At 62.8% G+C, this 14,784-nt stretch carries 14 protein-coding genes; 10 read left to right on the forward strand and 4 right to left on the reverse strand.

Features of this window, described 5'->3' with window-relative positions; all coding sequences use genetic code 11:
- Positions 1-68 precede the first annotated feature (68 nt).
- Positions 69-4,025 (forward strand): DNA-directed RNA polymerase subunit beta', encoded by a 3,957-nt coding sequence (locus G8767_RS19305; protein WP_003941914.1) that lies wholly within the window; start codon positions 69-71, stop codon positions 4,023-4,025.
- A gap of 103 nt (positions 4,026-4,128) precedes the next feature.
- Here the strand turns inward: G8767_RS19305 and G8767_RS19310 are convergent, their stop codons facing one another.
- On the reverse strand, positions 4,129-4,515 hold the full coding sequence (locus G8767_RS19310; RefSeq protein WP_003942070.1) for a glyoxalase superfamily protein: 387 nt from the start codon (positions 4,513-4,515) through the stop codon (positions 4,129-4,131).
- 88 nt (positions 4,516-4,603) lie between these two features.
- Here G8767_RS19310 and G8767_RS19315 point away from each other — a divergent pair, with 88 nt between their 5' ends.
- A complete protein-coding gene (locus G8767_RS19315) occupies positions 4,604-5,611 on the forward strand; it encodes an MsnO8 family LLM class oxidoreductase (protein WP_166811211.1) in 1,008 nt (335 codons plus the stop codon).
- 13 nt (positions 5,612-5,624) lie between these two features.
- On the opposite strand, the gene G8767_RS19320 is transcribed toward G8767_RS19315, so the two are convergent.
- Entirely contained in the window at positions 5,625-6,122 is a 498-nt protein-coding gene (locus G8767_RS19320; RefSeq protein WP_124568231.1) for a histidine phosphatase family protein, read from the reverse strand.
- A 73-nt stretch (positions 6,123-6,195) separates the two neighbouring features.
- Between G8767_RS19320 and G8767_RS19325 the strand changes: the two genes are divergently transcribed.
- On the forward strand, positions 6,196-6,396 hold the full coding sequence (locus G8767_RS19325) for a hypothetical protein (protein ID WP_003941897.1): 201 nt from the start codon (positions 6,196-6,198) through the stop codon (positions 6,394-6,396).
- On the opposite strand, the gene G8767_RS19330 is transcribed toward G8767_RS19325, so the two are convergent.
- Together G8767_RS19330 and G8767_RS19335 are read right to left on the reverse strand one after the other, a co-directional pair.
- The gene (locus G8767_RS19330; protein ID WP_007728423.1) at positions 6,393-7,151 is read right to left on the reverse strand and encodes an acyl-ACP thioesterase domain-containing protein; all 759 of its coding nucleotides are present in this window, start codon (positions 7,149-7,151) and stop codon (positions 6,393-6,395) included. The genes G8767_RS19325 and G8767_RS19330 overlap by 4 nt on opposite strands.
- 44 nt (positions 7,152-7,195) lie before the next feature.
- On the reverse strand, positions 7,196-8,185 hold the full coding sequence (locus tag G8767_RS19335; protein WP_166811213.1) for an NAD(P)-dependent alcohol dehydrogenase: 990 nt from the start codon (positions 8,183-8,185) through the stop codon (positions 7,196-7,198).
- 65 nt (positions 8,186-8,250) lie between these two features.
- Here G8767_RS19335 and G8767_RS19340 point away from each other — a divergent pair, with 65 nt between their 5' ends.
- The 7 genes from G8767_RS19340 to G8767_RS19370 all read left to right on the forward strand — a co-directional run bounded on the left by G8767_RS19340 (position 8,251) and on the right by G8767_RS19370 (position 14,748).
- Entirely contained in the window at positions 8,251-8,907 is a 657-nt protein-coding gene (locus G8767_RS19340; protein WP_166811215.1) for a TetR/AcrR family transcriptional regulator, read from the forward strand.
- Positions 8,908-8,986: 79 nt separating this feature from the next.
- Positions 8,987-9,952: an NADPH:quinone oxidoreductase family protein gene (locus tag G8767_RS19345; RefSeq protein WP_124568235.1), complete on the forward strand. Its 966-nt coding sequence runs from the start codon at positions 8,987-8,989 to the stop codon at positions 9,950-9,952.
- A gap of 89 nt (positions 9,953-10,041) precedes the next feature.
- Positions 10,042-10,512, forward strand: a complete 471-nt coding sequence (locus tag G8767_RS19350) for a MarR family winged helix-turn-helix transcriptional regulator (protein ID WP_003941890.1) — start codon at positions 10,042-10,044, stop codon at positions 10,510-10,512.
- Positions 10,509-12,041, forward strand: a complete 1,533-nt coding sequence (locus G8767_RS19355) for a DHA2 family efflux MFS transporter permease subunit (RefSeq protein WP_050656395.1) — start codon at positions 10,509-10,511, stop codon at positions 12,039-12,041. The genes G8767_RS19350 and G8767_RS19355 overlap by 4 nt, the downstream gene beginning before the upstream one ends.
- A 146-nt stretch (positions 12,042-12,187) precedes the next feature.
- The gene (locus G8767_RS19360) at positions 12,188-13,282 is read left to right on the forward strand and encodes an LLM class flavin-dependent oxidoreductase (protein ID WP_166811217.1); all 1,095 of its coding nucleotides are present in this window, start codon (positions 12,188-12,190) and stop codon (positions 13,280-13,282) included.
- Positions 13,269-13,742 (forward strand): MarR family transcriptional regulator, encoded by a 474-nt coding sequence (locus tag G8767_RS19365; protein WP_166811316.1) that lies wholly within the window; start codon positions 13,269-13,271, stop codon positions 13,740-13,742. Before G8767_RS19360 ends, G8767_RS19365 begins: the two co-directional genes overlap by 14 nt.
- 19 nt (positions 13,743-13,761) lie before the next feature.
- Positions 13,762-14,748 carry a pirin family protein gene (locus G8767_RS19370; protein ID WP_166811219.1) on the forward strand — a complete coding sequence of 329 codons (987 nt, stop codon included), beginning with the start codon at positions 13,762-13,764 and terminating at the stop codon, positions 14,746-14,748.
- Positions 14,749-14,784 lie beyond the last annotated feature (36 nt).

Below are 14,784 nucleotides of genomic sequence, written 5' to 3' on the forward strand. Positions count from 1 at the left end.
ACATTTGAATTGGCAGTCAGGTTGCCGGGTGACCGGCAACCGTAACCCCAACGGGGAAAGGAAGTTACGTGCTCGACGTCAACTTCTTCGATGAACTCCGCATTGGCTTGGCCAGTGCAGAGGACATCCGCAATTGGTCCTACGGCGAGGTCAAGAAGCCGGAGACCATCAACTACCGCACGCTCAAGCCCGAGAAGGACGGCCTCTTCTGCGAGAAGATCTTCGGCCCCACCCGGGACTGGGAGTGCTACTGCGGTAAGTACAAGCGTGTCCGCTTCAAGGGCATCATCTGTGAGCGCTGTGGCGTCGAGGTCACTCGCGCCAAGGTTCGTCGTGAGCGCATGGGTCACATCGAACTGGCCGCACCGGTCACGCACATCTGGTACTTCAAGGGTGTTCCGAGCCGTCTCGGTTACCTGCTCGACCTGGCTCCGAAGGATCTCGAAAAGATCATCTACTTCGCTGCCTACGTCATCGTCGGCGTCGACGAGGAGCTCCGTCACAACGAGCTGTCCACCCTCGAAGCCGAGATGCAGGTCGAGAAGAAGACCGTCGCAGATCAGCGTGACGCCGATCTCGAGGCACGTGCGCAGAAGCTCGAAGCCGATATTGCCGAGCTGGAGGCAGAGGGCGCGAAGTCCGATGTCCGCCGCAAGGTCAAGGACGGCGGCGAGCGCGAAATGCGTCAGCTCCGTGACCGCGCGCAGCGTGAGCTGGATCGTCTCGACGAGATCTGGACCACCTTCACCAAGCTGAGCGTCAAGCAGCTCATCATCGACGAGCTCCTGTACCGCGAGCTGGTCGACCGTTACGGCGAGTACTTCACGGGTGCGATGGGCGCAGAGTCCATCCAGATCCTGATGCAGAACTTCGACCTCGACGCCGAGGCAGAGTCTCTCCGCGAGACCATCCGCAGCGGCAAGGGCCAGAAGAAGCTGCGTGCACTCAAGCGCCTCAAGGTGGTTGCGGCTTTCCAGACCAACGGCAACTCGCCGATGGGCATGGTCCTCAACGCTGTTCCGGTGATCCCGCCGGAGCTTCGCCCGATGGTTCAGCTCGACGGTGGACGTTTCGCGACGTCCGACCTCAACGACCTGTACCGCCGCGTCATCAACCGCAACAACCGCCTCAAGCGACTGATCGACCTCGGTGCTCCCGAGATCATCGTCAACAACGAGAAGCGGATGCTGCAGGAGTCCGTCGACGCCCTGTTCGACAACGGCCGTCGTGGACGTCCGGTCACCGGACCGGGTAACCGCCCGCTGAAGTCCCTGAGCGATCTGCTCAAGGGCAAGCAGGGTCGTTTCCGTCAGAACCTGCTCGGTAAGCGCGTCGACTACTCGGGTCGTTCCGTGATCGTCGTCGGTCCTCAGCTCAAGCTGCACCAGTGTGGTCTGCCCAAGCTGATGGCTCTCGAGCTGTTCAAGCCGTTCGTGATGAAGCGTCTGGTCGATCTCAACCACGCGCAGAACATCAAGTCGGCAAAGCGCATGGTCGAGCGCAAGCGCGTCCAGGTGTGGGACGTCCTCGAAGAGGTCATCGCCGAGCACCCCGTGCTGCTCAACCGTGCACCTACGCTGCACCGTCTGGGTATCCAGGCATTCGAGCCGCAGCTCGTCGAGGGCAAGGCCATTCAGCTCCACCCGCTGGTGTGTGAGGCCTTCAACGCCGACTTCGACGGTGACCAGATGGCTGTTCACCTCCCGCTGTCGGCAGAGGCTCAGGCCGAGGCACGCATCTTGATGCTGTCCTCGAACAACATCCTCTCGCCTGCTTCGGGTCGCCCGCTCGCCATGCCGCGTCTGGACATGGTCACGGGTCTGTTCCACCTGACCCGTCTCGACGAGGGTGTCACCGGTGAGCTCGTTGCTCCGACCAACGACGAGGCAGAGCAGGGCGTGTACTCCTCGCCCGCCGAGGCTCAGATGGCAGTCGACCGCGGCGCGCTCTCGGTTCAGGCTCAGATCAAGGTGCGTCTGACGCAGCAGCGTCCGCCGCGCGACCTCGAGAACGAACTGTTCCCCGAGGGCTGGAACTACGGTGACGGCTGGACCGCCACCACGACACTCGGCCGTGTGCTCTTCAACGAGCTGCTTCCGGCGGACTACCCGTTCGTCAACGAGCAGATGCCGAAGAAGCGCCAGGCGACGATCATCAACGATCTCGCCGAGCGGTACCCGATGATCGTGGTTGCTCAGACCGTCGACAAGCTCAAGGACGTCGGGTTCTACTGGGCCACCCGTTCGGGTGTCACGGTCTCGATTTCCGACGTGCTCGTGCCGCCGGAGAAGCCTGCCATCATCGAGGACTTCGAGGCTCAGGCCGACAAGATCGAGAAGCAGTACCAGCGTGGTGCTCTGGACAAGAAGGAGCGCAACAGCGCTCTGGTCACCATTTGGCAGGAAGCGACCGACAAGGTCGGCAAGGCCATGGAGGCTCACTTCCCCGACAGCAACCCGATCCCGATGATCGTGAAGTCCGGCGCAGCCGGCAACATGACTCAGGTTCGCTCGCTCGCCGGTATGAAGGGTCTGGTGACAAACCCGAAGGGTGAGTTCATCCCGCGTCCGATCAAGTCTTCCTTCAAGGAAGGCCTGACCGTTCTCGAGTACTTCATCAACACGCACGGTGCTCGCAAGGGTCTGGCCGATACCGCACTCCGCACCGCCGACTCGGGTTACCTGACCCGTCGTCTGGTGGACGTTTCGCAGGACGTCATCGTCCGCGAGGTCGACTGTGGAACAGAGCGCGGCATCGTCACCACGATCGCCGAGAAGCAGGCCGACGGCACGATGATCCGCGATGCTCACGTGGAGACCAGCACGTACGCCCGTACCTTGGCGGCCGATGCAGTCGACGCGAACGGCACCGTCATCGTCGAGCGTGGCCACGATCTCGGTGACCCCGCGATCGATGCTCTGCTCGAAGCCGGCATCACGACGGTCAAGGTCCGCTCGGTCCTGACCTGCACCACCGGCACCGGCGTGTGCGCCACTTGCTACGGCCGCTCGATGGCCACCGGCAAGCTGGTCGACATCGGTGAGGCTGTCGGTATCGTCGCCGCTCAGTCGATCGGTGAGCCCGGTACCCAGCTGACCATGCGTACCTTCCACCAGGGTGGTGTCGCAGGAGATGACATCACCGGCGGTCTGCCGCGCGTCCAGGAGCTGTTCGAGGCACGTGTGCCCAAGGGCAAGGCTCCTATCGCGGACGTCACCGGTCGGGTACAGCTCGAAGACGGCGATCGTTTCTACAAGATCACCATCGTTCCGGACGACGGCGGCGAAGAGGTTGTCTACGACAAGCTCAGCAAGCGTCAGCGTCTGCGCGTCTTCAAGCATGCCGACGGTCGCGAAAGCCTCTTGGCTGACGGTGACCACGTCGAGGTCGGACAGCAGCTCATGGAAGGTGCTGCCGATCCCCACGAGGTCCTGCGAGTCATGGGTCCGCGTCAGGTTCAGATCCACTTGGTCAACGAGGTCCAGGAGGTGTACCGGAGCCAGGGTGTGTCGATCCACGACAAGCACATCGAGGTCATCGTGCGCCAGATGCTTCGTCGCGTGACGATCATCGATTCCGGTGCCACCGAGTTCCTGCCCGGTTCGCTCACCGAGCGCGCCGAGTTCGAGTCGGCAAACCGCCGCGTTGTCGCGGAGGGTGGCGAGCCCGCAGCCGGCCGTCCGGTGCTCATGGGTATCACGAAGGCGTCGCTCGCGACGGATTCGTGGCTGTCCGCGGCATCGTTCCAGGAGACCACTCGTGTCTTGACCGACGCGGCTATCAACTGCCGTTCGGACAAGCTGATCGGTCTGAAGGAAAATGTCATCATCGGCAAGCTGATCCCTGCCGGTACCGGTATCAACCGTTACCGCAACATCCAGGTTCAGCCCACCGAAGAGGCACGCGCCGCTGCTTACGCAGTGCCGTCGTACGACGACCAGTACTACAGCCCGGACGGCTTCGGCCAGAACACCGGTGCTGCAGTTCCGCTGGACGACTACGGCTTCAGCAACGACTACCGCTAGTCGGGTAGTCGCATGTGACGACTACCGCTAGCGGTTAGTTCGTAGAAGATCCCCCCACCTCGAAAGAGGTGGGGGGATTTTTCATGGCAGGAGTCGTTCGTGTTCAGGAGTTACTGCCGCTGAGGTCCGGGATGACGATCTCCTGGACAGCCCACTTGTTGCCGTCGGGGTCGGCGAAGTAGATGAACCGTCCCCAGGCCTGGTCGTCGATCGGGCTGATGTCGATGCCGCGGCTCTTGAACTCGCGCTCGGCCTCTTCGATGTCTTTGACCACTACCTGCATGCCGACGACGGAACCGGGCTCGGCGTCGGTGATTCCCTTGCCGATGCAGATCGAGCAGGCGGAGCCGGGTGGTGTCAGCTGGACGAATCGTAGGTCCTCGCTGACCGTGTGATCGTGGTCGGCATTGAAGCCGAGGCGGACGTAGAAGTCCTTGGCGCGGTCGATGTCGGTGACGGGAATGGCGACCAGTTCGAGCTTGATGTCCATGACGTGCCCTTCATGTGATGGTGAATTCCGGCGACAGGTCCAGTGTTGCGGGTATTGCGGTCAGAAACGGTCCTCGTTCGACGCCCGGATGAAAGTTTCCGAATTCCTTGTTGCTCCGAGAGTGCTTCTCTCACTGCTCGACCGATCCCGAACCAGGAGCGGATACCCCGACTCCGCAGCTCTGACGCATTCCGCCGAACGCGCCGCGCACGCCGACGCGCTCGGCTACCACCGGTTCTGGGTGGCCGAGCATCACGCAGTGCCCGGGATCGGGAGCGGGTCGCCGGCCGTACTGCTCGCCGCGATCGGCGCGCAGACGCGCGAGATCAGACTCGGGAGCGGTGGGGTCATGCTGCCGAATCACCAACCACTGATCGTCGCCGAGCAGTTCTTGATGCTGGAGGCTCTGTACCCGGGGCGAATCGATCTCGGCCTCGGTCGATCGCTGGGATTCACTGAGCCTGTTCGTCAGGCATTACGACGCAGCAAGGACGCTCCGGACACGTTTGCGTCGGATCTGGAAGAGGTGAGGCGCTACCTTGACGGATCCGCGCCTGTGACGGCACGGCCGGCGTCGGAGACCGGGGTGCCGATCTTCGTGCTCGCGACGCGCACGGGCCTGGAAGTGGCAGCGCAACTGGGGCTTCCGGTGGTCGTGGGTGGGCCGATACTCGGAATCGGGGGTACCGGCCGGGTGGATGCACTGGACGAGTACCGCCGGGCTTTCCGGGCCACCGACGCTCATCCCGAACCCTGTGTGGTGGTCTCTCTCGAGGTGGCGGTTGCCGATACCACCGACGCGGCGCGTGAGTTGCTGATCCCGGAGGCATACGCACTCGCAGAATCGTCACGGACAGGGGAGTTTCCGCCGCTGGTGTCACCGGACGAGATCAGGCACGCCCCGCGCAGTGACCGAAACGCCAGGCGGATCGAGTCGTTCATGGCGTCGGCGCTGCACGGGACGCCCGTCGAGGTGAAGCAGCAACTTCACGATCTGGCCGAGCGGACCGGTGCCGACGAAGTGTTGGCGTCGACGTCGACGTACGACCGTGACGCGCTTGCACTTTCGGACCGCCTGCTACGTGAGGTGCTCTAGCGGTGTGGTTGATCTAACGAGGCACGTGAAACTCGAGCAGCGTCGCGACGGAGTCGTCGAGGTCGGTCCACGGCACCGGTACGGAGAGGACGGCGATCGCCGAAGTCGGGAACTTGTCGCGGATACGTTGGGCTGCTTCGGAGTTTTCGTTCGATGCGAGATCGAGTGCAGTCCAGGGAATTCCGGGTTCGTGTCCGACGATCAGGAGCGTCTTGACGTGGTCGGACGTGGTTCGCGCAGCTGCAATGACGTCTGCGGGTGAGCCGCCGTAGATGGACTTCTCGAATCCGGCGGGAGCTTCGATTCCCGTCGAGGCAAGGGTTTCGACGGTCCGCCGGGAGGTGGAGCACAGAACGGCGTCTACGGGCGGGACGTTTTCGCGGATCCATTCGCCGCCGATGCGGGCCTCGCGCAGGCCCCGTTCGGCGAGCGGACGCTCGTGATCACGGATGCCCTCGGGGTAGCTGGACTTGCCGTGTCGCATGAGGACGAGGGTGCGGTGGTCGGCCATGCGTTCACGGTATCCGCTTTATGCCCGTCAGTCCGGTTACTCTGGATGGTCAGGACCTTGAAGGAGGTTTTCGATGGCCGGTAAGAAGCTCGATCGAACTAATGCCCGAACTGCACTCGAGGTTGTACGCGAAAGCCCCACCATCGCTTTCATCACCGTTGCCCCGGCAGTGGTCGTGTTCGGCGTGGTGTGGTGGCTCTTCGGTTTCTGGGCCGCGATTCTTCTCGCGTTGGTGTTCGGTGTCGCGGCTGTCGCGACCCAGAAACTGCGTTAGAGGGCGCTCACCTGCGCAACTGCGCGGAGCGCTTCGCCGACCAGGAACCAAACCGTGACGGTCTTGTCGTCGACGCGGCTGCGCAGGACGACGTCGTCGCTGGAGACGATGGGGGAGAGGTACTCGATCAGTGCTCGATGCGGAACCGTACGCAGTTCGGTGCGAGCGCTGAGGACCTCTTCGACCGCCTGCCAGTAGACGGCGTTGTTGACGTGGTCGAACGGGTCGATGTCGGTGGCGCGCAGAGCGAACGGCGTGTCGAGAACACCGGCGTCGTCCGCCTCCGGTGCGTTCTCGGCGAGGACACGCTTCCACTTCAGACGATGCTCGTCGGTGGATTCTTCCAGCGGCCGCATGAAGTCGTCGCTCATCCGGGTGGGCATGCCTGACTCGGCGCTGATGTTGATCCAGAAGCCTTCGGTCTCCATCAGGGCGCCGTTGCTGCCGTCGAAGCGCACGCGCATGTTCGCCCATCTCGTGGAGAAGCCGGAGCACCAGCGAGTCATCGTCAACTCTTCCGGCCAGATCGCCGGGCGTACGACATCGACGACCGTACGACGCACGATCCAGAGCGGATGGGTGTCGATGGCGCCGGCGGCCTCGATGTTGTCGTTGCCGATGTCCTGCAGGTAGCGGGCGACGGCGTCGAGCCTGACCTGCTTGGCGACGTCGATGTCGCCGGTGCGGACCGGGCGGGACTTGACGAAGATCGGTCCTCTGTCGGGCTGCTGCGCGAGCGTGAGATCTGGGTTCACGTGAGATTCCTGTTCGCTGGAGTGAGCCGATTCTGTCAGGCTTTTCAGCGAGTGGCGATTATCTGCTTTCCGCAGCCGGAACCGCCGACCATTCGTGCCACGGCGACGGCGGTGTCGGCAAGGGGATGAACGGAGTCGATCACCGGGGTGATGTCTCCGGCGTCGATCATCTGCGTCAGGACCTCCAGATCTTCGGCGTTCTCCGAAGCGATGAGGGTGCCCATTTTCTGAGATATGAACGGAGACAAGCAGTGTGCGCGGATCTGGCGATCGATTCCGCCGAGCCACCGTCCGCCGTTCTCGCCGCCGACGATTACCAGCGTTCCAGTGCGTGTGAGCGCTCGTCGTAGGTCTCGTAGTCGGCGGTTGCCGCCGGTGTCGATGATGACGTCGTATCGATGTGATCCGTCGGTGGCGTCGTCGACGCGGTAGTCGAGAACCTCGTCGACTCCGAGGGAGCGGACGGTGTCGGTTTTCGAGGTGCTGCATACGCCGGTGACGTGAGCGCCCATGGCTTGTGCCACCTGCACCGCGTAGATCCCGACGCCACCGGATGCGCCGAGTACGAGGACGGATTGCCCCGCCTGCACGCGGCCGTGGTCGCGTACGGCTTGCAGCGCTGTGAGGGCGGAGACCGGCACTGCTGCTGCTTGTGCGAACGACAACCGGGCAGGTTTTGCGGCAATCTTGGTTTCGAGTGCGCGTGCGTATTCCGCAAACGAACCGACTGCGATCCCGTATACCTCCTGGCCGACTGTCACGCGGGTAACCGAGCAGCCGACGGCCTCGACGCGGCCGGCCACGTCCAGTCCGCGGACCCGATTCTTGGGTGCGCGCAGTCCGAAACCGGCTAGGCGCAACGGATATGGCAGTCCGGCCATGAGATGCCATGCTCCGCGGTCGACGGACGCGGCCTCGACGCGTATCAGCACTTCGTTGTCGGCGACAGCGGGCCGCGGAATGCGGTCGACGTAGAGAACGTCGGCCTCGCCGTAGCGATCCTGTACGACGGCCGTCATCAGTTCCTTCGCCATGCGAGTCTCCGTTCGTCGAATACTTACACCGTAAGTATTGCACTTACAGTGTAAGTTCTGTCAACGTGGAAAAGCGCGCAAGATTGACCCGAGACGACGTTGTACGCGCTGCTGTCGCGCTTGCCGATTCCGTCGGAATCGATTCGATGACCATGCGCAAGCTGGGGACCGAACTGGGCGTCGAGGCGATGTCTCTGTACAACCATGTTTCCGACAAGGGGGATCTGCTCGACGGAATGGTCGATGCGGTCTTCGCGGAGATCGATCTGCCGACGCCGGGACACCCGTGGCGCACGGAACTCCACGCGCGAGCGGTATCGACGCGGGAAGTGTTGGGGAGACACCCGTGGGCAACTCCGTTGATGGAGTCCCGAACGACGCCTGGTCCCGCGACCCTGCGCCACCACGACGCCGTCATCGGAACGCTACGCGCCGCCGAATTTCCGGTTGCCCTTGCTGCGCACGCCTTTTCGATCATGGATGCGTACATCTACGGCTTTGTGCTCCAAGAGGTGAGTCTGCCGTTCGAAACCGCGCAGGAAACGACGGAACTGGCGAACGCGATCATGGGGTCGTTCGAGAGCGGTCAGTATCCGCACCTGGCCGAGTTGACCACCGAGCATGTCCTGGCGCCCGGATACAGCTATGCCGCCGAATTCGCTTTCGGTCTGGATCTGATTCTCGACGGTCTCGAGCGTCTGCATATCGGGAGTGAACGATGATCTGACGTGTGTACCGGGTTAAAGTCGAGAAAACCGGGTTACCGGTCCAGACTTCAGATGTCCCGAAGAGGAGCTTTCTGTGCGCGCCATGGTGGTTACGGAACTGTCCGGTCCCGAAGGAATTGTCGCGCAGGAGGTTCCCGAGCCCGCCGCCGAAGGTCTCGTCCTCATCGATGTGAAGGCCAGCGGTGTCTGCTTTCCGGATCTGCTGATCACCTACGGCAAGTACCAGATCCGCCCGGAACCGCCGTTCATTCCCGGCGCGGAGATCTCGGGCGTCGTGGTCTCCGCGCCGGAGGGATCGGGTTTCGCTCCGGGTGATCGTGTTCTCGCGGCCGCGTATCTGGGTGGGTATGCGGAGCGGATTGCCGTCAACCCGGCGCAGGTGCTTCGAATTCCGGACGGACTCGCTTTCGACGAGGCGGCGTCGCTGATCATCAATTATCAGACGATGGAGTTCGCGCTCGCTCGTCGCGCGAAGATCGTCGCGGGGGAGACAGTCGTTGTACTCGGCGCTGCGGGCGGTGTCGGAACGGCAACCATCCAGCTGGCCAAGGCGCACGGCGCCCGGGTGATTGCCGTAGTACGCCGCGAGGGCGTCGAGGACTTCCTTCGTGAGCTCGGCGCCGACGAGGTGGTCCCGCTTGCTCCGGGATGGGGCGAGCGTATTCGGGAACTGACCGACGGCGTCGGCGCGCAGATCGTCGTGGATCCGGTGGGCGGCGACGCGTTCGACGACGCGGTGCGTGTTCTGGCGCCGGAGGGCCGTCTTGTGGTGATCGGTTTTGCCGGTGGCGGAATCCCCGAGGTCAAGGTGAACCGGGTGCTGTTCCGCAACATCAGCATTGTCGGAGCCGCGTGGGGCGAGTTCACACGCACCAATCCCGAAGCGGTAGCCGAGGTGCACGCATCGCTGGTAGAACACGTCCGAAACGGCTTGCGACCCCTGGTCAAGGCACGGTATCCCCTTGCTGATGCAGCAGTTGCCCTGGCTGATCTCGAAAGCGGCAAAGTTCTCGGAAAGGCCATCTTGCTGCAGGAATGATTCTTCGCAACGTGATGGTGGTCACCAAATAATAAGTTGCAACATGTTTTCATTTGGGCAATAGTTGCAACCGCACTACCATTTGCCAGGTGATCGCTTCCGATTCTGATGACCTGTATGGAGCACTCGACGAGTTGTTCACTCGCCTGATGAGCGCCGGTGATTCGGAGTCGATCGATGCGTTGATCGAGCTGGATCTCTCGTTCTCTCAGGTGCGTGTGCTGTTCGTGCTTGCGCAACGTGATGCGGCGATCCCGATCAACGAGGTTGCCGACGAGCTTCGGCTCTCGGTGGCAGCGACGGGGCGGAACATCGATCAGCTCGTGAACATGGGTCTGGTCGATCGCCGTGAAGACGAGCGGGACCGACGCGTCAAGCGGGTTTCCTTGTCGGAGGCCGGTCGTAAGGTGACGACCAACCACATCGAGTGCAAGCGCGGCCAGCTTCGTGAATTCGCGTCGCGTGTTCCTGAGCCAGAGCGGATTCGTTTGTTCGAGGCTCTCAAGCCCATTCTCGCGGGTGACTATCTGCGAGCACTTAACCAGGAGACTTCGCGATGACATCGCCGAACGCGCCGGCACCGGCGTCCGACAAACTTGACGGGGCGGTCCTCAAGATCGCTTCCGTGGTGGTGCTCGGCGCCATCATGTCGATTCTCGACGTAACCGTGGTGAGCGTCGCGCTCACCACTTTTGCCGAGGACTTCGAAACTTCGTACGCCACCGTCGCGTGGACGATGACGGCGTACACCCTCGCTTTGGCGACGGTCATTCCGGTTACCGGTTGGGCTGCCGACCGTTTCGGTACCAAGCGCCTGTACATGACGGCCCTGGTGCTGTTCGTGCTCGGTTCGGTCGCCTGTGCGATGGCGTGGGACATCACCTCGCTCATCGGCTTCCGTGTGCTTCAGGGCCTCGGCGGCGGCATGTTGATGCCGCTCGGTATGACGATCATGACCCGGGCTGCCGGTCCGGACCGCGTCGGTCGCGTCATGGCAGTTCTCGGTATCCCGATGCTGCTCGGCCCCATCGGTGGCCCGATCCTCGGTGGTTGGCTGATCGAGGCCGCGAGCTGGCACTGGATCTTCCTCATCAACCTGCCGATCGGCATCATCGCGTTGGCAGCGGCATTCATCATCTTGCCGTCGGACAAGGCGAAGCCTTCGGAGTCCTTCGACTTCCTCGGCATGATCCTGCTTTCGCCCGGCCTCGCGCTGTTCTTGTTCGGTGTGTCGTCCATTCCCGAGGTGGGAACCGTTGCGTCGGCTCGGGTTCTGGTGTCGGCCGGTATCGGTCTGGCGCTGATCATCGCCTTCGTGTTCCACGCGCTCAACAAGGATCACCCGCTGATCGACCTGCACCTGTTCAAGAACCGTCAGTTGACCACCGCCGTCATCACGACGTCGCTGTTCATCGTCGCGTTCATGGGGGCCGGGTTGCTGTTCCCGAGCTACTTCATTCAGGTCGGCGGTCACACCACGCTCGCTGCCGGGTTGCTCATGGCTCCGCAGGGTCTGGGCGCCATGGTGACCATGCCCATCGCCGGTCGACTGGTCGACAAGATCGGCCCGGGCAAGATCGTCCTGACCGGTTTGCCGTTGATTCTCATCGGTTTGGGTGTGTTCACGCAGGTCGCTTCCGACTCGCCGACGTGGCTGTTGATGGGCGCGCTGTTCGTCATGGGCCTCGGTATGGGTTGCACCATGATGCCTCTGATGACCGCAGCTATCGTGACGCTCTCCAACGAGCAGATCGCTCGCGGCTCCACCCTGATGAACATCGTTCAGCAGACCGCAGGTTCGATCGGTACCGCCGTGATGTCGGTGGTCTTGACCAACCAGCTTCTCGATCGTGGACTCGATACGACGATGGTCGGAGCGGCGTCGCACATTCCGACCGAACCGGGAAGTCCCCAGGAGTCCGCTGCAGATTCGATTCTCAGCGCGGCGTCGGATGCCTTCGGTAACACCTTCCTCGTTGCCACTGTGCTGATCGTCCTGACCCTCATCCCGGCGTTCTTCCTGCCGCGGAGCAAGACCACCAGGCCGGTGGCCGAGGGCGAGACGGCAACGCCGATCGTCATGCACTGACCGCTTTTCGATAGATCGTTCGTCCGGTGAGGGCGGCACACATCTTGTGTGCCGCCCTCACCTTTTTGCCGTGGAATAGAGCTTGATGGTTGAATGTTTGATCAGTTACATGCAAACGCATGGATCTAGTTCGCGGAGGAGCAACCATGCAGTTCGGAATCTTCACGGTCGGTGACGTCACCACTGATCCCACGACGGGGACGACCCCGACAGAGCACGAGCGCATCAAGGCCATGACGACCATCGCCAAGCACGCCGAGGAAGTCGGCCTCGACGTCTTCGCGACCGGCGAGCATCACAACAAGCCGTTCGTGCCGTCATCGCCGACGACGATGCTCGGATACATCGCGGCCCAGACCGAGAAGATCACCCTTTCCACGTCCACGACGCTGATCACCACCAACGACCCGGTGAAGATCGCCGAGGACTACGCGATGCTTCAACACCTCGCCGAGGGGCGCGTCGATCTGATGATGGGACGCGGGAACACCGCGCCGGTCTACCCGTGGTTCGGCAAGGACATTCGCGCCGGCATCCCGTTGGCGCTCGAGAACTATCAACTTCTGCGCCGGCTGTGGGACGAGGAGGTCGTGAACTGGCAGGGGGAGTACCGCACTCCGCTCCAGGGATTCACGTCCACGCCGCGCCCGCTGGACGGCATCGCGCCGTTCGTGTGGCACGGTTCGATCCGTAGCCCCGAGATCGCCGAGATCGCGGCTTATCACGGCGACGGATTCTTCGCCAACAACATCTTCTGGCCGAAAGAGCACTACATCGAGCTGATCAATCTCTACCGCCGGCGTTACGAGCATTACGGCCATGGGTCGGCGGATCAGGCGATCGTCGGACTCGGTGGTCAGGTCTTCATGCGCAAGAACAGTCAGGACGCGGTCAAGGAATTCCGTCCGTATTTCGACAATGCTCCGGTGTACGGCCACGGCCCCTCACTCGAAGAGTTCACCGAGCAGACGCCGCTGACCGTCGGTTCCCCTGAGCAGGTCATCGAGAAGACGTTGGTGTTCGCCGATTTCTTCGGTGACTATCAGCGCCAGCTGTTCCTGATGGATCACGCCGGGCTGCCGCTGAAGACCGTGCTCGAGCAGCTCGATCTGCTCGGTGAGGAAGTTGTTCCGGTTCTGCGCCGTGAGTTCGCGGCCAGGCGGCCCGCACATGTGCCGGACAACCCGCCCACTCACGCGTCGATGAAGGCAGCTCGTGAGGCAAGCAGTGTCACTGCCTGACGAGCAACCGCTTGACGTTCCGGTCAGTACCACCGAACTCGCCACCGACGCCTGGGAAGCCCTGTTTCGCGCCCAGGTGTCGGTGCTGCGGCGGCTGGCTGCCGATGACGTCTGGGATCAGGTGACGATGCGCGAGTACGACGTGCTGTTCACTCTCAGTCTCGCGCCGCGGAACTGCCTGCGCCTGCATGACCTGAATCGGGAGATTCTGTTGAGCCAATCGTCGCTCAGTCGCTTGGTGGAGCGGCTGGAGGGCGAAGGTCTGGTATCGAGGAGTGTTGATCCGCGCGATCGCCGCGGCACGGTCGTGCAACTCACCGAAGCGGGTGCAGCGCTGCAGAAATCAGTGGGCCGCCGCCATGCAGCGAGCATTCGGCGCCACGTCGGACCAGCGTTGGACGCCGATGAACTCCGGCAACTAGCGGAATTGTGCACGCGTCTGCGTCTCGCGCAGTCATGACTAGAGGCAGGATGGAAGTATGAGCAACCTCGAAGCGCAACCCGTCGAGCAGGAATGCGAAGGCCATCCGGCCGAGAGCGAGATTCAGATTCTCACCCCGCGCGACGTTCCGCTCGGTGGCCCGCGGGCGATGCGAGTGCGACGCACCCTCCCGCAACGCGAGCGTTCGTTGATCGGAGCGTGGTGTTTTGCCGATCACTACGGTCCGGATGATGTCGGCTCAGGACCGGGCATGCATGTGCCGCCGCATCCGCATACCGGATTGCAAACGGTGAGTTGGCTGTTCACCGGAGAGATCGAGCACCGTGACAGCATCGGTTCCCATGCGATGGTGCGGCCGGGTGAACTCAATTTGATGACGGCCGGGAGTGGGATCGCGCACTCCGAGGTGTCGACGCCGAACACCAAGGTTCTGCACGGGATGCAGTTGTGGGTGGCGTTGCCGGATGCGGCGCGCGATACCGCACCCGCGTTCGTTCACTATCGACCGGAGCCGGTGACCACCGATGGTGCCACGCTCAGTGTGTTCCTCGGTTCGCTCGCCGGTGACACGTCTCCGGTGTCTACCTTCACCGAATTACTCGGTGCCGAGGTGATTCTCGATCCTGGGGCCGAGATCGCCCTCGATGTCGATCGTTCACATGAGCACGGCGTGATCGTCGATCGAGGATCGGTTGTTCTGCGTGGTACCACCGTCGGCTGGGCCGAGTTGGGTTACCAAGCACCGGGTTTCGGAAAACTGGCTTTGCGCAATCCGGGATCCGAACCGGCTCGACTGCTACTTCTCGGCGGAAAACCGTTGGGCGAGCAGGTCGTCATGTGGTGGAACTTCATGGGCCGTACCCACGCAGAGATCGTCGAGTATCGACGCAAGTGGCAGGCTGAGCTTGCCTCCGGATTCGACGGCAGTGTCCCGGACCAGCGTTTCGGCGTCGTGCCGGGATACGACGGTCCGGCGCTCCCGGCGCCCGAGTTGCCGAACAGTACGTTGCGGCCCCGGGGCTAGCCGCCGGCCTTGCTGCTACCGGCCGCGAGCGTCGTC

It is taken from the genome of Rhodococcus sp. IC4_135, from assembly GCF_011602025.1.
Classification (GTDB): Bacteria; Actinomycetota; Actinomycetes; order Mycobacteriales; family Mycobacteriaceae; genus Rhodococcus_F; species Rhodococcus_F baikonurensis.